Here is a 22,398-nt window from a genome sequence, read left to right as displayed (position 1 = left end):
GTGATCCACGGCCCGCCCCCGCAGGGCCGTGGATCGGTTCCTGCCGCTGCGCCATCCCCCGAATACTGCGAGCAGCAGGCCCGTCGATCGTGTGCGATCGCACTCAGATTGGCAGAGCTCGCACGGGCTGTCAGAGTTCTTGAGGGTTTCTTGAGGACTCGTCGCGGGCTCAGCCGCGCAGGCCGCGGTAGAACTCCACCGCACCCGGATGCAGTGCCACGGGTCCCGTGAAGATGGCCTGCCGACGATCGAGCAGGGCCGCGGCCGGCACGTCCTGAGCGATGCGCGACCGCGCGTCGAACAGGCCGGCGAGGATGTCGCGGACGACGGCCGGCGGCGTCGACTCCGCCGTGATCAGGTAGTTCGGAACCGCCATCGTAGGGGTCGGCGCCTCGAGGCCGTACATGCCCGCAGGGACATCAGCTGGTCGATAGGCGTGCGAGTAGCGGTCGTTCACCTCGATGACCCAGTCCTGCTCGATCGGCAGCAGCCGCACCGGCATCCGCTCGGCGAGCGCGGCGATACCGGGTGTCGGGAGTCCGCCCACCCAGAAGAAGCCGTCGATCTCTCCGCTCTCCATCGCCAGGATCGACGCGCTGAGGTCGAACTGCGGATTGCGCACGGATGCGACGTCGACGCCGGCCGCATCCAACACCCGGCCGGCGATGACGTTGACGCCGGAGTTCTCCGCGCCGAGCGAGACCGCTCTGCCGGCGAGGTCGGAGATGTCGTCGATCTCGGACTCGCCGCGCACCACCACATGCACGTACTCGTCGTAGAGCCGGGCGACGGCCTGCACCGGCAACGGTTCCGCGAAGGCTCCGGCGCCGGCCACCGCATCGGCCGCGGCGTCGCCCTGCGCGAAACCGATCAGCGCGTCTCCGGAGCCCACCCGCAGCAGATTGTCGACCGAGCCCGCGGTCTCCTCGGTGACCATGTGGATGCCGAGCGACCCGGAGAGTTCCTCCGCCAGGTGGGTTCCGTAGTCGAAGTACACACCCGTCGACCCGCCTCCCGCGATCACATACTCGTCATCGGTCCACTCGCTCGCACGGGAACTGCACGCCGCCAAGCCGCACATCACCAGCGCGAAGACGAGACCGGCGGCGATCCCCCGCCGTACCGGCTTCATGCGGATGCTCCGTCTCGCAGCATCAACGAGACCGCGAGGCCTCCGCCGCTCGCGGATTCCACCTCGAGCTCGCCGCCGACCGATGCGAGCAGATCAGTGGCGATCGCGAGTCCCAGTCCCGAGCCCGGCACGTCGCGGCTCTCCTCGCTGCGCCAAAACCGGTCGGCCGCCGCCGTCGCCTGCTCATGCGTCAGACCGGGGCCCTGATCCCGCACCGTGATCCGGCAGACCTCTCCCTCTCGCCGCGCCGCGACCTCGATCTCGGCGTCGACGGGCGAGAACTTCACGGCGTTGTCGATGACGGCATCCAGCGCGCTCTCCACGATCGTCCGATCGGTCACGCTCATCACCGACCGGTCCCCGGCGAGCCGGAACGCAACCCCGCGCTGCCCGGCGACATCGCGCCAGGCATCGACGCGCCGGGCGGCGACCGTCGCCAGGTCCACCGCGGAGATCGTGGAATCGCCTCTGCCACCCCGCGCGAGTCCCAGGAGGGTCTCGAGGATCCGCGCCATCCGCCGCCCCTCCTCGCGGGTCTCCTCCACGTCTTCCTTCCACTCGCTGCCGAGGCCCGTGGCGAGGTGCTCGACGCGCAGCAGCAGGGCGTTGAGCGGATTCCGCAGCTCGTGCGACGCATTGAGCGCGAACTCCTGCTGCCGCGTCATCACCCGCTCGATCTCATCGGCCATGCCGTTGAAGACGAGGGTCATGCGCCGAAGCTCCGGCGGTCCGGTGTCCTCCGCGACGCGTGTGTCCATCGCGCCGCGTTCGATCGCGACCATCGCCTCGTCGAGCCGACGCACAGGTGACAGAACCCAGCGCGCGAGGCGGAAGACCAGCAGCACCCCGAGCGCTATCAGCGCCACGGCGACGGCGGAGAGGACGAGCACCTGCTGCAGGATCGCCGCGCGCGGCGCCTCGACATCGGCGGAGACGAGGACCGCCCCGATGACGTCCCCGTCGTCGAACACCGGCTCCACGACGGCCGAATCGGCGATAGTCCAGGGGAAGACCTGTGTCGGCGGCTCGGCGCGGCGTCCCGACAGCGCCAACCGCACCCGCTCGGCATCGTCCTCCGAGAGCACCGCGTTGGCCTCGTCTCCCGCCGCCCACACGCTGCCTGCGAGGTCGAACACCATCACGTGGATGCCGTAGACCTCGCGGAACCTCGCGGCCTCGTCATCGACCACGGCGGCGCTGCCGGACCGCAGGGCCTGCCGGGCGCTCGTGACGAAGTACCCGAGATCGCCCAGCTGCTCGGCGTAGAACGTCTGCTGGATGCTGCGGGCGGCACCCCAGCCCGCAGCTCCGCCCAGGGTGAGCAGGATCGCCACGAGCGGCACGAGGAAGACGATGATCAGGCGGCGGCGCATCGCTCACGACCCCGCGAGCCGATAGCCGACGCCACGCACCGTCTCGATGAGCCGACGTTCCCCGGTCTTGCGGCGGATCGCGCCGACGTGGACCTCGAGCGAGTGACCGAACCCGCGCCAATCGGTATTCCACACCTCGCGGATCAACCGATCCTTCGGCACGGCGACCCCGGGGTACCGCGCGAGCACGGCGACGATGTCGAACTCCTTGCGCGTGAGATCGACGGGCGCGCCCTCGACGAGCACCTGACGGGCGACCAGGTCGATCTGCACCTCTCCCCCGTCGAGCACCACGCGGCTCTCGGACTCCGCCCGCATCGGACGGGTGCGCCGGGTGACCGCCTCGATCCGGGCCAGCAGCTCGTGCACGTCGTAGGGCTTCACGACGAAGTCGTCGGCGCCGGCGCGGAGGCCCTTGATGCGCTCGGTGACCTGGTTGCGCGCGGTGACGATCACGATCGGGACGTCGGAGCGCCCCCGGATGCGACGACAGAGGTCGATCCCGTCGACGTCGGGGAGACCGAGGTCGAGCAGCACCACCTCCGTGTCGGCGCCGAGCAGATCCAGCGCGGCAGCGCCGTCGGCGGCACGCACGGTCGCGTACCCCGAACGGACGAGGAAGGCGTCGAGGGCAGCGGCGACGCGGTCATCGTCCTCCACGATCAGAATCCTCATCGATCCTGCTTCCGGCTCGTTCGCATCAGACCGCCGTGTCAGCCCGATGCCGAGGCGCGCTGCGCGAAGGCGCTCTCGTAGAGGCAGACGCTGGCTGCGGTGGCGAGGTTCAGCGATTCGGCGCGGCCGAAGATCGGCAGCTTGAGCACCTGATCGGCCAAGGCGAGCGCCTCGTCCTCGAGGCCCCGGGCCTCATTGCCGAAGAGCCACCCGGTGGGCTCGGCCAGGACGCCCGCTGCACGGGCCTCCAGCAGGTCGTCACCCTTGACGTCGGCCGCGAGGATACGCAGGCCTGCCGCGTGGGCGCGCTTCACGACGTCGGCGAGGTCGCCCGCGACCGAGACCGGCAGGTGGAAGAGCGAGCCCGTCGTCGCGCGGACGACCTTCGGGTTGTACGGGTCGACGGTGCGTCCGGTCAGCACGACGGCATCCGCACCGGCGGCATCCGCGGCGCGGATGATGGTGCCGAGGTTCCCCGGATCACGCACCTCCTCGCAGATCGCGACCAGCCGCGGCGATGAGGCGAAGATGTCGCGCACCGACGTTGGCGTCTGCTGCACCACCGCGACGAGCCCCTGAGGAGTCACCGTGTCGGCCATCGCATTGAGCACGTACTCGGTGACGAACTCGACGTCGATCTCGGCCTCGCCCGCCTTCGAGCGGATGTCCGGATGCTTCTCCCATCCGTTCGGCGTCGCGAACAGCTCGACGATCGCCTCAGGGCGGTAGGTCAGCGCCTCGCGGACTGCCTGCGGACCTTCGAGAAGGAACAGACCCGTCTCGGTTCGCGCACTGCGTTTGGTCAGCTTCGCCACGGCACGGACTCGGGGGGAGCGGGGGTTCTCCAGCACATCCACAGTCTAGGGCGAGCGCAGCCGCCGGAAACGCGAAACGGGCGTCTTCCCGAAGGAAGACGCCCGTTCAGAGCGAGATGCTTACGCAGCCGACTTCGGTGCGTTGACGTCGGAGGGCAGAGCCTTCTTCGCCGTCTCGATCAGCGACGTGAACGTCGCTGCGTCGTTGATCGCGAGGTCGGCGAGCATACGACGGTCGACCGTGACACCCGCGAGGCCGAGGCCCTGGATGAAGCGGTTGTAGGTCATGCCGTTCTGACGGGCCGCAGCGTTGATGCGCTGGATCCACAGACGACGGAAGTCGCCCTTGCGCTTGCGACGGTCACGGTACGAGTAGACCAGGGAGTGGATGACCTGCTCTTTGGCCTTGCGGTAGAGGCGCGAACGCTGACCGCGGTAACCCTTTGCGCGCTCGAGGATGACCCGGCGCTTCTTGTGGGCGTTTACTGCCCGCTTGACTCTTGCCATTTTCCTGTGTTCCTATTCGTGCGTTCGGGCGCGATCAGCGGCCGAGAAGCTTCTTCGCGACCTTGGTGTCAGCCTTCGAGAGCACCTGGTCCTGGTTCAGACGACGGGTACGCCGGCTCGACTTGTGCTCGAGGTTGTGGCGCATACCGGCCTGCTGCTTCTTCAGCTTGCCGCTGCCGGTGATCTTGAAGCGCTTCTTAGCACCCGAGTGGGTCTTCTGCTTCGGCATCTTCTCTTCCTTCGTATGGCGCCTTCTCAGGCGACGGTGTCAACCCGCGGTGCGGGAGTTCTGGGCGGGAGTTACTCCGCGGCGACCTCGGCCGGAGCATCCGACTCGGTCTTGCCCTCGCGGGCAGCCTGCTTGTTCGCGGCACGCTGTGCATCGCGGACGGCATTCTGCTCCTGCTTGGCCTCGGACTTGCTCTTGAGCGGAGCCACGATCATGACCATGTTCCGACCGTCGATGGTCGGGTTGGACTCGACCGTTCCGAGCTCGGCCACGTCTTCCGCGAACTTGCGGAGAAGACGCACACCCTGCTCGGGGCGCGACTGCTCGCGACCGCGGAACAGGATCATGGCCTTGACCTTGTCGCCGGCCTTGAGGAAGCCCTCGGCGCGCTTCAGCTTGGTCGTGTAGTCGTGCGCCTCGATCTTCAGACGGAAGCGGACTTCCTTCAGGATCGTGTTCGCCTGGTTGCGGCGAGCTTCCTTTTCCTTCTGGGCGGCCTCGTACTTGAACTTGCCGTAGTCCATGATCTTGACCACGGGCGGCTTCGAGTTGGGGGCGACCTCGACGAGGTCGAGATCGGCTTCCTGCGCAAGGCGCAACGCGGCCTCGATGCGGACGACGCCGATCTGCTCACCCGCGGGACCGACGAGGCGAACCTCGGGGACGCGGATGCGCTCATTGGTGCGGGGATCGCTGATAGGTGCTCCTTAGACGATGTGATTCAGCCACCGCGACACTCTCTGCATCACGGGCGAATTCGGAATCGTCCCCCACCCACCGGCATTCAGACGCCGGCTCGGCACCCTGCTGCCCGCTCGACCTCACGATCGGAGCTGACGGAGTGCTGGACCCGGTAGCCTGGAACGGCAAGCGCGGGTGGGAAGTGAATCCTCTTTCGTTCCGGAGCATAATGCTCCGGAGCCCGCTGAAGTCTAACAGAAGGCAAGGCGAAGTGACGAACCAGGCATCGGACGAGACTGCACACGAGCGCGAAGAGCGCTGGGCACGACAGGAAGAAGCGGCGTCCTCCGCCACCCGCGACATCGCCGATGTGCCCGCTGTCGAGGTGATCACCACCGCTGCCGTGCACCTGATGAGCGCCGGCGCCGTGAAGCTCGGGCTCGCCGACGACCCGGATGCTGCGGCGCAGCTCGACCTCGACGAAGCACGCAAGCTCATCAACGCCCTCGCCGGACTCATCACCGCGGGCGCACCCGAGATCAGCGACATGCACGCCCGCTCGCTGCGCGACGGCCTGCGCTCCCTGCAGCTCGCGTTCCGCGAGGCCTCCAGCATCCCCGATCCGATCGGCAAGGGGCCCGGCGAGAAGTGGACCGGGCCGGTCAACTAGTCAGGCGCTGCGGCGGAGCTTCACGGTGAGGGAGTCCGCGAGCACGGCGATGCGGTCGTCGGAGGCCCAGCGCTGGGCCAAGCGCTGGAGGACGGCGTCCAGAACCTCGCGTTCGAGGCCGTCGACGAGCTCCAGGATCACGATGAGTTCGGGACCGCGGAGGCGCGCATCCGGATCACCCGCCGCGACGGCGACGTCGATCACCGCGAGCTCGTGGGCCACGCTCTCTTCGAGGGCGCCGAAGACCTCGGGCGACAGGAAACTCGGCTCCCAGGCGTGCCCCTGCGCGATCGCCCACACGGCGGGCCGACGGACGACGAACTCCGTCTCCGACGTCGGGTCGAGCACGATGAGGTCGGTGTCATCGGCGGATGCGGCCAGGGCCGCGCGAACCGCCTCGACCGGGATCGGGCGCGCCGTCGCATCCCACCGCTGCATCGCTTCGACCGAGGAGAAGACCGGCTGCACGCGGCGGCCGTCGGGAGCGGCGACCGTGACGATGGAGAGCTCTTGCGTCTTGTCGACGGCGAGACCGCTGGGTCCCAGGTCCGGTTCCTGAGCCTGACGAAGGGCCCCCTTCTCTGCGACGAGCGGGATCAGGACACGGGCAGACCGGAACGCATCGACCACCTCGACCTGCGAGCCCTCGCCGGCACGGAAGCGCAGCAGTGCGCCGAGCAGCGCGGGGTCGGCCGATCCGTCGTCGCCGGTGTGTGGATTGGCCTCGAAGCTGCGCCCCTCCCAGGGAACGCCGGCCGAGTCTCCGGGGTTCGCGGACGAGCGACCGTGGTCGTCGTGACCGTGGTCGCCGTGCCCGCAGGAGTCGTCAGTCCCCTGCGACATCCAGCGCCTCAGCCAGCGTGAACGCTCCGGCGTAGAGCGCCTTGCCGACGATCGCGCCCTCGACGCCCAGCGGCACCAGCTCGCGGAGCGCGGCGATGTCGTCGAGGTTCGAGATGCCACCCGAAGCCACGACCGGCTTCGGGGTGCGGGAGGCGACCTCGCGCAGCAGCTCGAGGTTCGGGCCGCGGAGGGTGCCGTCCTTGGTCACGTCGGTGACGACATAGCGGCTGCATCCGGCATCCTCCAGGCGGTCGAGGACCTCCCAGAGGTCCCCGCCCTCCTTGGTCCAGCCGCGCGCCGCGAGCGTGGTGCCGCGCACGTCCAGGCCGACCGCGATCGCCTCGCCGTAGCGACCGATCACGTCGGCTGCCCATTCGGGGTTCTCCAGCGCGGCGGTACCGAGGTTGATGCGGGCGGCGCCGCTCTCCAGCGCCGCCTCGAGCGTCGCGTCGTCTCGGATGCCGCCCGAGAGCTCCACGTTGACGTGCTTGAACTGCTTGATGACCTTGCGGAGGATCGGAGCATTGCTGCCGCGTCCGAACGCCGCGTCGAGGTCGACGAGGTGGATCCACTTCGCGCCCTGCGCGACCCACTCCCCTGCAGCGTCCAGCGGGTCGCCGTAGTTCGTCTCGGTTCCCGCCTCGCCCTGAGTCAGGCGGACCGCCTTGCCTCCGGCGACATCGACCGCGGGAAGAAGCGTGAGCGAGGGAGACTGCGCGAAGTCGTTCATGGGTTCCTAAGGTGAGGATTCAGATCCGTGGTCCGGGGTACACCCGTCGCGGACGCACGAGAACCGAGGGTACCGCGCACCGGGGCGGCCTCCAAATGCAGAAGAAATGCAGATGAAATGCCGGTGAAGCACACGGGTAGGCTGAGGCATCATGTCCGGACCGCACGAAGAAGCCACGCCGGGCTCGGCGACGCCCGCCCACCGCGACCAGCCGGAGCTCGTCGAGTCCGTTCCGCTCTTTCCCGGGGCGGTTCCCCCCGTACCTCCGCTCCCGGCGACGGAGTCCTCGCCTCCGGACGCCTCTCCCCTGTCGCAGCCTCCCTACCGACGGACACGGGCCGCCGCACGTGAGCAGCGCGAGCAGGAAGTCGTGACCTCCCCAGCGGAGGCGCCTTCGACGGCTCCCACCCCCATCGCCCCTCCGACGGCTGTGCCTGCGCCGGCAGCGCCCACGATCACCGTTCCGCCGCACGTCGCTGCACCGCCCAGCCCCGCCGCGCCTGTGTCCTCCGCGCCCGCATCCGCCGCGCCAGCGTCCGCCGCACCCGCGTCGTCCGCAACCTCCGACACGGCGCCCCAGCGCATCGTCTCGACGCCTCCCCCCGCTGCGGCTCCGCCCGCTGCGGCTCCGCTCGCTGCGCCTCCGCTCGCTGCGCCTCCTGCGGCACCGCCGAGCGCGCCACCGCAGAACGCGGCAGACCGGAACGCCGCCGTCTTCCCCGCGACTCCGTCCGCACCGGCCCCCTCCGCCCCATCCGGCCCCGCTCAGTCCGTATCGGCCATCTTCGCGGCCGGCGCTCCTCCCGTGATCGAGCCGGCATCGCGTCGCGAACAGCGGGTGCTCCGCGACCGCAGCTCCTTCCTGCAGACCGAGCGCCCGGAGGAGCCCGCACGTGAGGGCGCCCGTGGCGCGCTCAACCGACTCGGGCTCCGCATCCGTCCATCGGCCGAGGAGCAGTCCGCCCGCGACGATGAGCTCGCGGTGAGCCAGCACTGGCCGGGCCCGCGAACGATCGCGGTCGTCAACGGCAAGGGCGGGGCGGGCAAGACGCCCACGACGATCCTGCTCTCCGCCGTCTTCGCGCGCTACGGCGGGGCCGGCGTGCTCGCCTGGGACAACAACCAGACGCGAGGCACCCTGGGCTGGCGCACCGACACCGGCGCACACGACCGCACCCTGTTGGAGATGCTCCCCGAGGTCGGTCGCCTTCTCGGCACGGGTGCCCAGTCGGCTGACCTGGCCCACTTCATGCATCACCAGCCGCGCGAGAAGTACGACGTGCTGCGCTCGAAGCCGATCAAGCTCGCGCACGAGAATCGGCTGAGCCCGGCGGACGTCGACGCGATCCATGCGGTGGCGGCCAAGTTCTACCGGCTCATCATCATCGACTCCGGCAACGACGAGTCCGACCCGATGTGGTTGCGGATGATCGATCACGCCGACCAACTCGTCGTGGCCACCACGACCCGCGCCGATCACGCGGAAGCGGGTGCTCTGTTGATCGAGGCCCTCGAGGATCGCGATGAGCGGTCGGCTCGACTCGCCCAGGAGGCGGTCGTCGTCGTCTCCCAGGCGGACCCGAAGGCCACGCCCTCCGAGGTCGAGCACGTCGTGAGCGGCTACCGCGCCCTGGCTCGCGACGTCGTCAGCGTGCCGTTCGATCACGAGATGGTCGACGGGCACCTGCGCTACGGCGCTCTCGCGAAGCGCACTCAGCGCGCGTGGCTGTCGGCCGCGGCATCCGTCGCCCGGGGCTTCTGAAGCCCGGCGACTCCGCGCGTCGAAGGGCGATGCGTCAGCGCAGGCTGCCGACCCAGTTGCGCAGCAGCTGGATGCCGGCCTCCCCCGACTTCTCCGGGTGGAACTGCGTTGCCGAGAGCGGACCGTTCTCGACAGCGGCCAGGAACGGCTCGCCGTAGGTCGTCCATGTGAGCACCGGCTGCGGGAACGGCGGGATGACGTCGAGTTCCCACTTCTGCGCGGCGTAGGAGTGCACGAAGTAGAACCGCTCCTCCTCGATCCCGCGGAACAGAACGCTGTCCGCCCCGGACTCGACGGTGTTCCATCCCATGTGGGGCAGCACCGGGGCGTTGAGCTCGGTCACCGCACCCGGCCACTCCCCAAGACCCTCGGTGTCGTGGCCGCGCTCCACTCCGTGGGAGAACAGCACCTGCATCCCGACGCAGATGCCGAGTACGGGGCGACCGCCGGCGAGCCGGCGATCGATGATCTCGTCGCCACCGTGCGCGTGCAGCGCGTCGCGCACCGCTTGGAACGCTCCCACTCCGGGTACCAGCAGCCCGTCGGCCTCCTGGGCTTCCTTGCGGTCGCGCGTGAGCACAGCATCCGCGCCGGCGGCGACGAGCGCCTTGACGGCGGAGTGGACGTTTCCGGACTCGTAGTCGAAGACGGCGACCTTGGGCGCTCGGCTCACAGTGCGCCCTTGGTGGAGGGGATGCCGTCGACGAGCGGATCGAGAGCCTTCGCCTGCCGGAATGCCCGGGCGAACGCCTTGAACTCCGCCTCGGCGATGTGGTGAGGGTCGCGTCCGCCGAGAACGCGCACGTGCACGGTCAGAGCGGCGTTGAACGCGATCGCCTCGAAGGCGTGACGCACGAGCGAGCCCGTGAAGTGCCCGCCGATGAGGTGGTGCTCGAACCCCGCGGGCTCGCCCTCGTGCACGAGGTACGGGCGACCGGAGATGTCGACGACCGCCTGCGCGAGGGCTTCATCGAGCGGCACGAGCGCGTCGCCATAGCGGGAGATGCCGGACTTGTCGCCGAGAGCCTGCAGGATCGCCTGCCCCAGCACGATCGACACGTCTTCGACCGTGTGGTGCGCGTCGATGTCGGTGTCGCCCGACGCCCGGACCGTCAGGTCGGTGAGGGAGTGCTTGGCGAACGCGGTGAGCATGTGGTCGAAGAACGGCACCGAGGTGTCGATGCGGGCGACGCCGGTACCGTCGAGGTTCAGTTCGAGTTCGACGGAGGACTCCGAGGTGCTGCGCACCCGGCTCGCCGTACGCGGGGTCTGTGCGAGGGTGCTCATGAAGCCGATCCTATCGAGGCGAGGGCGTCGAGGAATGCGGTGGTCTCCGCCTCGGTGCCGGCAGTGACGCGGAGGTGGCCGGGGATGCCGACGTCGCGGATCAGCACGCCCTGATCGTAGAGGCGCTGCCAGGTGTCGCGAGGGTCGGACACCCCGCCGAAGAGCACGAAATTCGACCAGGACTCGTGCGGCGCGTACCCGAGGGCCTCGAGTGTCGCGGAGAGTCGATCGCGCTGCTCGACGATCTCCTCCACCATGCCGAGCATCACGTCGGAATTGCGCAGGGCCGCGACGGCGGCCGCCTGCGTGAGTGCGCTCAGGTGGTAGGGCAGGCGGACGAGGCGGAGCGCGTCGATGAAGGCAGGATCTGCCGCCAGATACCCGACACGCGCTCCCGCGAAGGCGAAGGCCTTGCTCATGGTGCGCGAGACCGCCAGGCGGGGGCGTCCGTCGAGGAGGGTCAGTGCGGATGCCGCCTCTCGCGGTGCGAACTCCTGATACGCCTCGTCCACGACGACGATGCCGCGCGCCGCGTCGTACACCGCCTCGACGACGTCGAGCCCGAGCGGTGTACCGGTCGGGTTGTTCGGCGAGCACAGCAGGATCACATCGGGGTCGACGGCACGCACCTGGGCAGCCGCCTCCTCCGGGGTGATCGTGTAGTCGGGCTGCCGGGTGCCGGCGACCCAGCGAGCTCCGGTCCCCTGGGCGATCAGCGGGTACATCGAATAGGTCGGCGCGAAGCTGAACGCCGTGCGTCCTGGTCCGCCGAACGCCTGCAGGATGTGCTGGAGCACCTCGTTGGAACCGTTCCCGGCCCAGATCTGGTCCGCTGAAAGGCCGTGGCCGAGATACTCGGCGAACCCCTCGCGCAGGGTGGTGAACTCGCGGTCGGGGTAGCGATTCACGTCGCGGAGAGCGACGGCGATGTCATCGAGGATGTCGCTCGCCACGGCATCCGGCACCGGATGCGTGTTCTCATTCACGTTGAGCGCGATCGGCAGCGGCGCCTGCGGCGCGCCATACGGAGTGAGACCGCGCAGATCGTCGCGGAGCGGAAGGTCGTCGAGTGAAGAGGTCACCGTTCAATGCTAGGCCGCGAGCCGCCCGCGTGACGTCAGTCGGCGAACTGCGCGGGGATGGCGAGTTCTTGACCGATCTGCAGTTCTCCGCCGCGGAGCATGTTGAGGCGGCTGATCTCGCCGATGACCTCACGAGGATCGGCGGCGGGAGCGATGGAGGTGGCGATCGACCACAGCGTGTCACCCGGCAGAACCGTGACCGTCTCGAAGCTGGCGATTGCGACGTCGTCGCCCGAGGCGATGGCGTTGCCGCCACCGATCGCGGCGAACGCGATGCCGACGGCCAGAGGGACAGCCGCGAGGCCCAGCAGCACGGAGCGCCCACGAGCCGTCAGTCGCAGCCGTGAGCGCGTCGCCGGGCGTGCCGGGATGACCACTGCGGTGCTGAAGCTGATGCTGCTCATGTCGGGCTCCTTACCCCTGTCCCGTCGACGTCAGCCGGCGGGGAAGTTGGCGTAGCGTTCGCATTCACGTCTCGGCCGGGAGCCGTGGATGCGAAGCTACGTTCCGAAGATATCTTCGAGTTCGAACATCTGTCAACCGTTCTTCGAAATCGGATCAGAGAATCTGCCGACACGCTCGAACAGATCTTCCAGATCGGCGCGATTCTCGGATACGGTTTCGATAAGAACACCCCACCACGGGCCTCCGACATTCGAAGAGGAACGTCGGATCGCGTACTGAAGGAGCACCATGAGCGAGAACTCAGCCCCGGAGCAGGAGGCCCCTCGGACGCGCCGTCGGAAGAGCCTGAGCCCGAAGCAGATGGCGATCCTGGAGGTAATCCAGACCTCCATCGCGCATCACGGCTACCCGCCGAGCATGCGCGAGATCGGCGACGCCGTGGGGCTGAAGTCTCTCTCCAGCGTCACCCACCAGCTCGGACAGCTCGAGCTCAGCGGCTACCTGCGCCGTGATCCGGGCAAGACCCGCGCGATGGAGGTGCTGATCGATCTTCCCGGCACCAGCGGCGAGAACCCCGCCGACATCGCCACCCCGGTCGGCGACGCCGCACTCGTGCCGCTCGTCGGTCGCATCGCCGCCGGTGTTCCCATCACGGCCGAGCAGCAGGTCGAGGAGATCTTCCCTCTCCCCCGCCAGCTCGTCGGCAAGGGGGACCTCTTCATGCTCAAGGTCCAGGGCGAGTCGATGATCGACGCGGCCATCTGCGACGGCGACTGGGTCGTCATCCGCTCGCAGAACAGCGCCGAGAACGGCGAGATCGTCGCGGCGATGCTCGACGACGAGGCCACCGTCAAGACCTTCCGCCGGCGGGACGGTCACACCTGGCTGCTGCCGCGCAACTCCGCGTTCGAGCCGATCCTCGGCGACGAGGCCACCGTGCTCGGCAAGGTCGTGGCGGTGCTCCGCGCCGTCTGAGCGGCTCCTCCGGCATCCGCCCAGGCTCGAAGGGACGTCGACCCGCGCCTAGGCTCGAACCATGTCGATGCCGTTCGGTTCCTGGCCCTCTCCGTTCTCCGCCGCGTCGGTGGCGGCATCCGCTCCTCGGATCGACGGCTCGCGGTTCGTCGGCTCCGAGATCTGGTGGGGCGAATCGGTTCCCGCCGAGGGCGGCCGGGTGACGGTGCGCAGTTCCGCGGGCACCGAGGTCCTCGCTGCGCCGTGGAGCGCGCGATCCCGCGTCCATGAGTACGGCGGCGGCGCGTGGACGGCGGATGCCGACGGAACCCTCTTCTTCGTCGACGGCGGGGATCAGCGGGTGTACCGCCTGAAACGCGGCGGAGTCCCCGTGCCGCTCACTCCCCCAGGCCCCGCGCACGGCGGACTCCGGGTGCAACAGGGGCGTCTGCTCGCTGTGCGCGAGGATCTCCAGGCCGAGCCGCACCGCCGCGCGATCGTCGAGATCCCTGTCGACGGTTCGGCCTCCGACGATGCTGCGGCCATCCGGGTGTTCGTGCAGGGCAGTGCCTTCTTCGCGCACCCCGCGCTCTCCCCGGACGCGACTCGCATCGCGTGGGTCGAATGGAGCGGCGTGCGGATGCCGTGGGAGAGCGCACTCCTGTCGATCGCGTCGGTCGACGGCCAGACGTTCGCCCCGGTCGCCACGACAGCGGCCCTGCAGCCGGAGTGGGTGAGCGGCGCCGAGATCGTGTTCGCCGACGACCCGTCCGGCCGCTGGCAGCTGCAGCGGCTGTCGCTCGACGGCCTGACACCCCGAGGCGCGCCGGAGGCGCTCACCGCCACCGACGCGGACACCGGCTACGGCCTGTGGGTGCTCGGCAACCGCTGGTACCAGCCGGTCGCCGACGGGAGGATCGTCGCCGTCCGCACGAACGGGCGCGACGAGGTCGTCGTGATCGCGACCGACGGCAGCACCCGTCGACTCGAGGTGCCCTGCGACGGCCACGTCAGCGTCGACGACGTCTCGGGCTCACGCGTGCTGCTCTCGGGCAACAGTGCGACCACGACACCGGGCGTATGGTGCGTGGACCTCGACTCGGGCGAGGTCGTCACCGTCACCGGAGGCACCCCGACGGATGCCGACTGGATGCCGCCCGCCGCGCCGATCGTGGTCGACGGAACGCATGGCGCTGTGCACGCCTTCGCCTACGCGCCGGCCCACCCGGAGGCCACCGCACCCGCCGGAGAACTTCCGCCCTACGTCGTGTTCGTGCACGGCGGCCCCACGGCCCACGTCACGGGCGCCGCCTCTTCGGCGATCGCGTTCTACACGAGCCGCGGCATCGGCGTGCTCGACGTCAACTACGGCGGCTCGACCGGCTACGGGCGCGACTATCGGCAGCGGCTGCACGGGCAGTGGGGCGTGGTCGATGTCGACGACGTCATCGCCGCCGCGCGCGGCCTCGCCGATGCCGGGCTCGCGGACCCCGCGCGCATCGCCATCCGCGGAGGGTCAGCGGGCGGCTGGACCGTCCTGTCGGCACTCGTGCGAGGCGGGACCTTCGCCGCCGGCATCAGCCGCTACGGCGTCGCGGATCTGCGGATGCTGGCGCAGCACTCGCACGACTTCGAGGCGCACTACATCACGGGCCTCGTCGGTCCGCTCCCGGCATCCGAGGCGCTCTACATCGAGCGGTCGCCACTCACTCACGCCGACCGCATCGACGTGCCCGTCCTCCTGATGCAGGGAGGCGAAGACCGGGTCGTGCCGCCCGCACAGTCCGAGGCCATCCGCGACGCCCTGGAGAAGCGCGGCGTCGACCACGAGTACGTCCTCTACCCCGGCGAGGGGCACGGCTTCCGCAGCGCCGAGACGATCGTCGATGCGCTGGAGCGCGAGCTGACGTTCCTCGGCCGCGTGTTCGGCTTCGAACCCCGGCTGTGAGTTCTCGCTACTCGCCCACGCGGTTGCGCAGGCGCATCGCCCGGTCGGCCTCGCGGGTGTCCTGCCGCTCGCGCAGGGTCTGACGCTTGTCGAACTCGCGCTTTCCCTTGGCGAGTGCGATCTCGACCTTGGCCTTGCCGTCGGCGAAGTAGAGCTTGAGCGGGATCAGGGTGTATCCGCCCGCCGAGACGGCGTGCGCGATCTTGTCGATCTCGGCGCGGTGCAGCAGCAGCTTGCGGATGCGCTTGGCCGCGTGGTTCGTCCAGTGGCCCTGCGAGTACTCCGGGATGTGCACGGAGTCGAGGAAGACCTCGTTGCCCTTGACGAACGCGTAGCCGTCGCTGAGGTTGGCCCGCCCTTGACGCAGCGACTTCACCTCGGTGCCCGTGAGCACCATCCCCGCCTCGTACGACTTCTCGATGTTGTAGTCGTGACGTGCGCGACGATTGGTCGCGATGACCTTCTCCCCGCGTTCCCTGGGCATGATCTCCTGCTTTCTGTGGCGGCCTTTCCGTAGCGGCCAGCCCACCAGCCTACATCAGCCGCAGACGCGCGTCAGGTGCGCAGCCAGCGTCGGATCGCGAAGCCGGCCGAGAGCGCGGCCAGGATCACGCCGATCCCGATCAGCACCGGCACGACGAGCGCAGCATCCCCCATCGTCACCCAGGTGGTGATGAAGGGCACGCGACCGCGCAGGTACCCGTTGACGCCGAAGTGCACGCCCGCCACCACGGCAGCGCTGGCCAGCGCCGATCCCAGGAACGCGGCGAAGACGCCCTCCAGCACGAAGGGTGTCTGGATGAACCGGTTCGAGGCGCCGACCAGCCGCATGATGCCGATCTCCTTGCGCCGCGCGTACGCCGACAATCGGATCGTCGTGGCGATCAGCAGGGTGGCCGCGATCAGCATCAGCGCGGCGATGCCGACGGCGATGTAGGTCGCCACCGTCAACGCGGAGAACAGCGGTTCCAGGTATTGGAGCTGGTCCTGCACCTGCTCCACCCCGGCTTGCCCGCTGAAGGCCTCGGACAGCACCTGGGATTGGCCGGGGTCCTTCATGGTCACGAAGAACACCTCGAACGCCTGGTCGGGTGTGAGAACGCTCGCCTGGTCCTCACCGAGCTGCTCCACCAGCTTGGCGTAGGTGTCTTCCTTCGTGTCGAAGGTCATCGAGCTGATGAGGGGCGAGAGCGCGTCGCCCTCGAGCTGCGCACGCACCGCCGCGACCTGCTCCTCGCTGGCCGCGCCGTCGAGGCACGTGTCGGCCTCGGACACCTCCGAGCACATGTAGACCGCCACCTGGGCGCGCTCGGCCCAGTACCCGCGCATGACGCCGATCTGCCCCTGCATTAGGATCGCTGCACCGACGAAGGTCAGCGAGACGAAGGTCACGAGCACGACGGAGATCACCATCGAGATGTTGCGCCGCAGGCCGCCGAGGGCCTCGGTCAGGATCAGGCCGATTCTCATGAGGTCGGGCCCACTTCCTCAGCATCGTCGTCCGAGAGACCGAGTCGATCGGCGACGCCGAGCTCTGCCACGTCGACCTGCGGCAGCACGATCGGGTGCGTGCGGGGGCCGACCGAGGCGGGTACGTCTTCGGCCGGTTCGCGGGGAGCCTCGGGTGCGGGGACCGGGCGAGGGGCTTCCGCGCTCTTCTGCGGTTCGTCCGTCGCGGCCGGCCGCACGGTCGAGGGTTCGGGCGCGGACTCCTGCTTCTCCGGCTGACGCACGGAGACAGGAGCGGATGCCGCGGCGGATGCGGCGGCCTTGCGCTGCGCGCTGAGCTCCTCGGCGAGGGCAGCCCGCACGACGGAGAGGTCGGCGGTCTGCCGCTGCACCTCCTGCACGGCCGTGAGCGCGGCGGCCGCAGCGGCGCCGCGGACCTCCTCCGGCACGAGGCGCGGGATGTTCGAGGTGTCACCGTAACCGCCGTGCACCTCGTCGCGCACCATCTCGCCGTCGCTGAGCTCGATCACGCGGCGCTGCATCGCGTCGACGAAGCCCGCTTCGTGCGTGGCCATCAGCACCGTGGTGCCGCCGGCGTTGATGCGGGCGAGCAGCTGCATGATGTCGACCGAGGTGGCCGGGTCGAGGTTTCCGGTCGGCTCGTCGGCCAGCAGCACCTGCGGGCGGTTCACGAGGGCGCGGGCGATCGCGACGCGCTGCTGCTCACCGCCGGAGAGCTCGTGCGGCATCCGCTTCTGTTTGCCGTCGAGTCCGACGAGCGCCAAGGCCTCCGGGACCGCCTGCTGGATGAAGCCGCGCGAGGAACCGGTGACCTGCAGCGTGAAGGCCACGTTCTGGTAGACGGTCTTCGACGGCAGCAACCGGAAGTCCTGGAACACCGAGCCGATGTGGCGGCGGAAGTACGGCACCTTCCGGTTGGCGAGCGACCGCAGGTCTCGTCCGAGCACGGCGACGCGGCCCGTCGTGGGCACGTCCTCGCGCAGGATCAGGCGCAGGCAGGACGACTTGCCGGACCCGGAGGCACCGACGAGGAAGACGAACTCCCCGCGCTGCACTTCGAAGTCGACTCCGGACAGGGCGGGCTTCGACGTCCCGCGGTAGCGTTTCGTGACGTTCTCGAACCGAATCATGGCGCTACGAGCCTAAGCGCGCCCTCTCCCCTGGCTGCCAGCGACACCCCCGCGCGTCGAATGGTGCGATGGGTATCACTCCCCACCACATCCACCTGAGCGGCGTCCCCGTCCACTGCTATACATGGAGTGGCGTTCTCGCGCGGTACCGCGCGCGCCAAGGACTTCAAGGGGGCACCATGACGACACCTGCTGGTTGGTACGACGACGGATCCGGACGACAGCGCTGGTGGGACGGACAGCAGTGGACCGAGCACTTCGCGCCGGAAGTCGCTGCGCCCGCGGTCGCCGCGCCCGCCGAGTCGGAGCCTGTGGCCGAGGCTGAGCCTGTCGTGGAGGCTGAGCCTGTCGTGGAAGCCGAGCCTGTTTCTGAAGCCGAGCCCGCGGTCGACCACGAGGCTCCGGCACAGTACGAGGCGCCCGCTCAGTACGAGGCTCCGGCACAGTACGAGGCGCCCACTCAGCACGATGCCCCGCTCATCGACCAGGTTCCGGCCCGCGACGAGACCCCCTCCGACGTCACCCCCGCCACCGAGGCGCCCGAGGCCGCTCCCGACTGGGCTGCGCCCGCGCAGACAGCCTCGTACGACGCTTCGCAGACCACGCCGTTCACCGCTCCCGGCGCCGCAGCACCCGCTGCAGCTCCTGGCCCCGCGGGCTACCCGGGCGCGGCTCCCGCCGTCCCGCCGGTTCCGCCTCTTCCGCAGGGTGCTGGTTCCGGATACCCCGGCGCCGGCGGTCAGACCGCCCCGGCTGCTCCCGGCGCGTACCCAGCCGCTCCCGGCGCGTACGCGTCAGCCCCCGGCTATAACGCACCCGGCGGATACCCGGCCGGTGGGTATCCCGCGGCGGCACCGTATGCAGCGGCCGCTCCGGCGGGGCCGCAGAAGATCTCCGTCCTCGGACTCGTCGGTCTCGGACTCGCGGCCCTCGGCGTGATCCTCTCCTTCATCCCGGTCACCCTGCCGTTCGCATGGATCCTGTTGGGTGCCGGCTTCGTCGTCTCCCTGATCTCGGTGTTCCTCAAGGGCAAGAAGTGGCCGGGCATCACCGGCATGGGCGTCTCCGTGCTCGGTGCGATCATCGCGTTCATCATGGGGTTCGTCTTCCTCTTCTCCCTGGCGAGCCAGATCGACATCCCCGACCCGATCGTCACGTCGGAGAGCGATGGCGGCACCGACGAGGGAACGGAAGAAGGCACCGCTCCGGAAGACGTCGCCGAAGGCAGCATGGGCGAGCCCGTCACGGTGAAGCAGCTCTCCGGTTCCGGCGAGGTCACGATCAACTCCGCGTCGTGGAGCGCGACGAACGACTCCGGATTCGACCCCAGCAACGGCGGTTACCTGCTCGTCGACCTGACGTGGACGACGCTCGACGGCATGACCTACGTCAACCCTCTCTACTTCTCGATCGAGACAGCAGAGGGAACGACGGGCGACTACGACATCTTCGGCGACGCGACGCTCGAGGCCAGCGAGCTCCCCGCCGGGGAGACCACGCAGGGCACCATCTCGTTCGACGTGGCTCAGAGCGGCACGTACCAGGTCATCATCACGAACGAGCTCATGCAGGAGGTCGCACGCGTGACCGTCGAAGCCTCCGCAGGCTGATCACCGCGACGTGAACGAAGGCCCGGATGCTGTCAGCATCCGGGCCTTCGTTCGTGACGGGTGATCTCTGCGATCAGTCCTCGTCCTTGCGCTTGCGCCAGCGGATGCCGGCCGAGATGAATCCGTCGAGATCGCCGTCGAACACGTTCGCCGGGTTGCCCGACTCGTGTCCGGTGCGGAGGTCCTTGACCAGCTGCTGTCCGTAGAGGAAGTACGAGCGCATCTGGTCGCCCCAGCTCGCGGTGATGGTGCCCGCGAGCTCTTTCTTCTTCGCCGCTTCCTGCTCCTTCTGCAGCAGCAGGAGACGGGTCTGCAGCACGCGCATGGCGGCCGCGCGGTTCTGGATCTGCGACTTCTCGTTCTGCATCGACACGACGATGCCGCTCGGGAGGTGCGTCAGGCGCACGGCGGAGTCGGTCGTGTTGACGGACTGCCCACCCGGGGCCGGAGGAGCGGAAGACGTCGACCCGGATGTCGTTCTCGGGGATGTCGACCTCGGTGGCCTCTTCCATCAGCGGGATGACCTCGACGGCCGCGAACGACGTCTGGCGCTTGTCCGCCGACCCGAAAGGGCTGATGCGGGCGAGGCGGTGGGTGCCGGCCTCGACCGAGATCGTGCCGAAGGCGTAGGGGGCGTCGATCTCGAAGGTCGCCGACTTGATGCCGGCGCCCTCCGCGTACGACGTGTCCATCACCTTGACGGGGTACTTGTGGCGCTCGGCCCAGCGCAGGTACATGCGCATGAGCATCTCGGCGAAGTCGGTGGCGTCGTCGCCGCCGGCGCCGGAGCGGATCGTGATGATCGCCGAACGCTCGTCGTATTCGCCGTCGAGGAGCGTCTGCACCTCGAGCTGGTTGATCACGTCGGTGAGTGCCGCGAGCTCGGTGCGGGCCTCCTGCGCGGATTCCTCGTCACCCATCTCGTTGGCGAGCCCGATCAGCACCTCGAGGTCGTCGAGGCGTGAGCCGATGCCGGTGATGCGGGCGAGCTCCGACTGGCGGTGGCTGAGCGCGCTGGTCACCTTCTGGGCGTTCTCGGTGTCGTCCCAGAGATCGGGAGCGCCGGCCGCCTCGCTGAGCCTCGCGATCTCGTCGCGGAGGTAGGAGACATCGACGACCTCGCTGATGTCGCCGAAGGTGTGCCTGAGCGCCTGGATTTCGGCGGAGAGATCTAGTTCGAGCATGACACCTCAGCCTAACGTGCCACCTGCCCGCGCGGGGACGGCTCGTCTGCAGTCACTCTGGGACGGGAGTAGCGTGAAAGCGTGAGCAGTGCGTCGACGGTCCTCCGGCAGTTCGGACCGATGGTGTACCTGCCGACCATTCTCTTCTCGCTCGGCGAGGGCGCCGTCATCCCGCTCATCCCGATCCTGGCCGCGTCGATGGGTGCGGATGTCGCCTTCGCCGCGCTGGTCGCCTCGGCGCTGGTCGTCGGACAGCTGTGCGGCAACCTGCCCGCGGGCTGGGCCGTCGGCCGCATCGGTGAGCGCTACACGATGGTGATCGCCGGCGTGATCGCGATCGGCGCCGCCGTGGGGATGGTGCTCGCACCGTCACTCGGTGTGCTCGCGGCATCCGTCTTCCTGCTGGGCATGTGCGCGGCGGCCTTCGGACTCGCGCGGCACTCCTTCATGACGACCCGCGTGCCGGTCGCGTTCCGGGCGCGGTCGCTGTCGCTGCTGGGCGGGAGCTTCCGGCTGGGCATCTTCATCGGTCCGTTCGTGGCCGCCGGCCTGCTGCAGCTCTTCGGCAGCGAGCAGGCGGCGATCTGGTTCTTCCTCGGATGCCTGATCGTCATGGTGCTGCTGGTGCTGTTGGGCCCCGACCCGGAGAAGACGATCCCGGCGATCACGCACGTGCGCTACGCGGAGGATTCCGGCGAGGCGGTCAGCGGCTCGATCCCGACGATCGAGCGGGCCGGCATCTTCCAGACGATGTGGCGGCAGCGGGCGGTGCTCGGTCGTCTCGGGCTGGCGGCGGCCTCGTTGTCGGCCCTGCGGTCTGCGCGTCAGGTGGTCCTTCCCCTGTGGGGGCTGTCCCTGGGGTTGGATGCTTCGACCATCGCCCTCGTCGTCGGTGTCTCGGGCGCCATCGACTTCGCGCTCTTCTACGCGAGCGGCCAGGTGATGGACCGGTTCGGGCGGTTGTGGGCGGCCATGCCCGCCATGCTCCTGATGGGGGCGGCGTTCCTCGCTCTGTCGTTCACGCACGACCTCGACGCGTCGGTGCTCTGGTTCGGCATGTTCGCCGCGGTGCTGGGAGTGGGGAACGGCCTGTCCAGCGGCATCCTGCTCACCCTCGGAGCGGATGTCGCTCCGAAGCGGGAGCCGGCCGCATTCCTCGGATCGTGGCGAACCCTGACGGATGCCGGTGGCGCCATGGCTCCGCTGCTGGTCTCGGCGATCACGGCCGTCGCGTCGCTGTCGTTCGCGGCCGCGGCGATGGGCGTGATCGGCCTGGTCGGTGCGGCTGGGTTCCTCCGCTGGATTCCGCGGTTCGTGCCGCGGACACGTCCAGAACCGCAGGAGGAGGAATGAGCCGGATGCTGGCCGCCGACGTCCATCGACTCGTCGCCGAGTTCGCGCCCCTGTCGGCGCGGGACCGCGCGGCGCAGGAGGACTTCGCGTCGTTCTTCCCGGATGAATCCGGCGCAGTCTGGCGGGATTCCGGGCCCGATCACGCCACCGCGTCGTGCGTCGTGTTCGACGAGACCCTCACGCAGACCCTGCTCGTCTTCCACGGCAAGGGCCGATTCTGGGTGCAGCCAGGAGGGCATGCGGAGGAGGGCGACGAGTCCGTCGTCGCCGCGGCACTCCGAGAGCTGCGCGAGGAGACCGGGATCGACGCTGCTCCCCCGGTCGGCGCCCTCGCCTATGACCTCGATCACCACGGGCTCTCGACCCGGTTCGGCCGCTGCGCCTCGCACTACGACATCGGGATCGCCGTGATCGTCGACCCCGAGCTCGCCCTGACGGTGAGCGACGAGTCCGAGGACGTGCGGTGGTGGCCGGTCGATGCGCTACCCGCGGAGGTTCCGGAGCAGTTGAAGCCGCGGTTGGCGGGGTTGCTGGAACGGTTGCGGGCGCAGCGCTGAG

General features: G+C 69.3%; 24 protein-coding genes. 7 read left to right on the top strand and 17 right to left on the bottom strand.

Annotation, left to right across the window (positions count from 1 at the left end; genetic code table 11):
- Positions 1-169: 169 nt before the first annotated feature.
- The 7 genes from QFZ21_RS20230 to infC form a co-directional block, all read right to left on the bottom strand.
- A complete protein-coding gene (locus tag QFZ21_RS20230; protein ID WP_307381103.1) occupies positions 170-1,132 on the bottom strand; it encodes a TAXI family TRAP transporter solute-binding subunit in 963 nt (320 codons plus the stop codon).
- Positions 1,129-2,505, bottom strand: coding sequence for a HAMP domain-containing sensor histidine kinase (locus tag QFZ21_RS20225; protein ID WP_307381102.1), 1,377 nt, complete (start codon positions 2,503-2,505; stop codon positions 1,129-1,131). Before QFZ21_RS20225 ends, QFZ21_RS20230 begins: the two co-directional genes overlap by 4 nt.
- 3 nt (positions 2,506-2,508) lie before the next feature.
- Complete coding sequence (locus QFZ21_RS20220; protein WP_307381099.1) at positions 2,509-3,180, bottom strand: response regulator transcription factor; 672 nt, start codon at positions 3,178-3,180, stop codon at positions 2,509-2,511.
- A gap of 38 nt (positions 3,181-3,218) precedes the next feature.
- Positions 3,219-4,031 carry an RNA methyltransferase gene (locus QFZ21_RS20215; RefSeq protein ID WP_307381097.1) on the bottom strand — a complete coding sequence of 271 codons (813 nt, stop codon included), beginning with the start codon at positions 4,029-4,031 and terminating at the stop codon, positions 3,219-3,221.
- Between the two features lie 84 nt (positions 4,032-4,115).
- Positions 4,116-4,502: a 50S ribosomal protein L20 gene (gene rplT / locus QFZ21_RS20210; RefSeq protein WP_307381095.1), complete on the bottom strand. Its 387-nt coding sequence runs from the start codon at positions 4,500-4,502 to the stop codon at positions 4,116-4,118.
- Between the two features lie 34 nt (positions 4,503-4,536).
- Positions 4,537-4,731: a 50S ribosomal protein L35 gene (rpmI, locus tag QFZ21_RS20205; RefSeq protein ID WP_017828564.1), complete on the bottom strand. Its 195-nt coding sequence runs from the start codon at positions 4,729-4,731 to the stop codon at positions 4,537-4,539.
- A gap of 71 nt (positions 4,732-4,802) precedes the next feature.
- A complete protein-coding gene (gene infC / locus QFZ21_RS20200; RefSeq protein ID WP_307381383.1) occupies positions 4,803-5,429 on the bottom strand; it encodes a translation initiation factor IF-3 in 627 nt (208 codons plus the stop codon).
- Between the two features lie 254 nt (positions 5,430-5,683).
- On the opposite strand from infC, the gene QFZ21_RS20195 reads away from it, so the two are divergent.
- Positions 5,684-6,082, top strand: coding sequence for a DUF1844 domain-containing protein (locus QFZ21_RS20195; RefSeq protein WP_307381092.1), 399 nt, complete (start codon positions 5,684-5,686; stop codon positions 6,080-6,082).
- Here the strand turns inward: QFZ21_RS20195 and QFZ21_RS20190 are convergent, their stop codons facing one another.
- Positions 6,083-6,925, bottom strand: a complete 843-nt coding sequence (locus QFZ21_RS20190) for an SseB family protein (RefSeq protein WP_307381091.1) — start codon at positions 6,923-6,925, stop codon at positions 6,083-6,085. It lies immediately after the preceding gene.
- Entirely contained in the window at positions 6,909-7,655 is a 747-nt protein-coding gene (gene priA, locus QFZ21_RS20185; protein WP_307381089.1) for a bifunctional 1-(5-phosphoribosyl)-5-((5-phosphoribosylamino)methylideneamino)imidazole-4-carboxamide isomerase/phosphoribosylanthranilate isomerase PriA, read from the bottom strand. The genes QFZ21_RS20190 and priA overlap by 17 nt, the downstream gene beginning before the upstream one ends.
- Before the next feature lie 151 nt (positions 7,656-7,806).
- Here priA and QFZ21_RS20180 point away from each other — a divergent pair, with 151 nt between their 5' ends.
- A complete protein-coding gene (locus tag QFZ21_RS20180) occupies positions 7,807-9,417 on the top strand; it encodes an AAA family ATPase (protein WP_307381086.1) in 1,611 nt (536 codons plus the stop codon).
- A 34-nt stretch (positions 9,418-9,451) separates the two neighbouring features.
- On the opposite strand, the gene hisH is transcribed toward QFZ21_RS20180, so the two are convergent.
- From hisH to QFZ21_RS20160, 4 genes are read right to left on the bottom strand one after another with little or no spacing between them, the layout of a single operon-like run.
- Entirely contained in the window at positions 9,452-10,090 is a 639-nt protein-coding gene (gene hisH / locus QFZ21_RS20175) for an imidazole glycerol phosphate synthase subunit HisH (protein WP_307381083.1), read from the bottom strand.
- The gene (hisB, locus tag QFZ21_RS20170; protein WP_307381080.1) at positions 10,087-10,704 is read right to left on the bottom strand and encodes an imidazoleglycerol-phosphate dehydratase HisB; all 618 of its coding nucleotides are present in this window, start codon (positions 10,702-10,704) and stop codon (positions 10,087-10,089) included. The genes hisH and hisB overlap by 4 nt, the downstream gene beginning before the upstream one ends.
- On the bottom strand, positions 10,701-11,786 hold the full coding sequence (locus QFZ21_RS20165) for a histidinol-phosphate transaminase (RefSeq protein ID WP_307381078.1): 1,086 nt from the start codon (positions 11,784-11,786) through the stop codon (positions 10,701-10,703). Before QFZ21_RS20165 ends, hisB begins: the two co-directional genes overlap by 4 nt.
- 35 nt (positions 11,787-11,821) lie before the next feature.
- A complete protein-coding gene (locus tag QFZ21_RS20160; protein WP_307381076.1) occupies positions 11,822-12,190 on the bottom strand; it encodes a LysM peptidoglycan-binding domain-containing protein in 369 nt (122 codons plus the stop codon).
- A 289-nt stretch (positions 12,191-12,479) separates the two neighbouring features.
- On the opposite strand from QFZ21_RS20160, the gene lexA reads away from it, so the two are divergent.
- Together lexA and QFZ21_RS20150 are read left to right on the top strand one after the other, a co-directional pair.
- A complete protein-coding gene (lexA, locus tag QFZ21_RS20155; protein ID WP_307381073.1) occupies positions 12,480-13,166 on the top strand; it encodes a transcriptional repressor LexA in 687 nt (228 codons plus the stop codon).
- A gap of 61 nt (positions 13,167-13,227) precedes the next feature.
- Positions 13,228-15,093, top strand: coding sequence for a prolyl oligopeptidase family serine peptidase (locus QFZ21_RS20150; RefSeq protein ID WP_307381072.1), 1,866 nt, complete (start codon positions 13,228-13,230; stop codon positions 15,091-15,093).
- A gap of 7 nt (positions 15,094-15,100) precedes the next feature.
- On the opposite strand, the gene smpB is transcribed toward QFZ21_RS20150, so the two are convergent.
- From smpB to ftsE, 3 genes are all read right to left on the bottom strand, one after another.
- On the bottom strand, positions 15,101-15,577 hold the full coding sequence (gene smpB, locus QFZ21_RS20145) for an SsrA-binding protein SmpB (protein WP_307381069.1): 477 nt from the start codon (positions 15,575-15,577) through the stop codon (positions 15,101-15,103).
- A gap of 71 nt (positions 15,578-15,648) precedes the next feature.
- Positions 15,649-16,563, bottom strand: a complete 915-nt coding sequence (gene ftsX, locus QFZ21_RS20140) for a permease-like cell division protein FtsX (protein ID WP_307381066.1) — start codon at positions 16,561-16,563, stop codon at positions 15,649-15,651.
- Positions 16,560-17,693, bottom strand: coding sequence for a cell division ATP-binding protein FtsE (gene ftsE, locus QFZ21_RS20135; RefSeq protein WP_307381063.1), 1,134 nt, complete (start codon positions 17,691-17,693; stop codon positions 16,560-16,562). The genes ftsX and ftsE overlap by 4 nt, the downstream gene beginning before the upstream one ends.
- 179 nt (positions 17,694-17,872) lie before the next feature.
- Between ftsE and QFZ21_RS20130 the strand changes: the two genes are divergently transcribed.
- Positions 17,873-19,303, top strand: coding sequence for a DUF2510 domain-containing protein (locus tag QFZ21_RS20130; RefSeq protein ID WP_307381060.1), 1,431 nt, complete (start codon positions 17,873-17,875; stop codon positions 19,301-19,303).
- 73 nt (positions 19,304-19,376) lie between these two features.
- Here QFZ21_RS20130 and prfB read toward each other — a convergent pair.
- Positions 19,377-20,487, bottom strand: a protein-coding gene (prfB, locus tag QFZ21_RS20125; protein ID WP_307381058.1) for a peptide chain release factor 2 whose coding sequence is annotated in 2 segments (ribosomal slippage) — positions 19,377-19,745 and positions 19,747-20,487 — 1,110 coding nt in all. Because the reading frame shifts where the segments join, the coding sequence is not laid out codon by codon here.
- A gap of 120 nt (positions 20,488-20,607) precedes the next feature.
- Here prfB and QFZ21_RS20120 point away from each other — a divergent pair.
- Complete coding sequence (locus QFZ21_RS20120) at positions 20,608-21,840, top strand: MFS transporter (RefSeq protein WP_307381381.1); 1,233 nt, start codon at positions 20,608-20,610, stop codon at positions 21,838-21,840.
- Complete coding sequence (locus QFZ21_RS20115) at positions 21,837-22,397, top strand: NUDIX hydrolase (protein WP_307381057.1); 561 nt, start codon at positions 21,837-21,839, stop codon at positions 22,395-22,397. Before QFZ21_RS20120 ends, QFZ21_RS20115 begins: the two co-directional genes overlap by 4 nt.
- The last annotated feature ends 1 nt before the right edge of the window (position 22,398 follow it).

Origin of the sequence: Microbacterium sp. W4I20 (assembly GCF_030816505.1) — a bacterium.
Taxonomy (GTDB): domain Bacteria; phylum Actinomycetota; class Actinomycetes; order Actinomycetales; family Microbacteriaceae; genus Microbacterium.
This window is presented reverse-complemented; position numbering and strand designations above follow the sequence as displayed.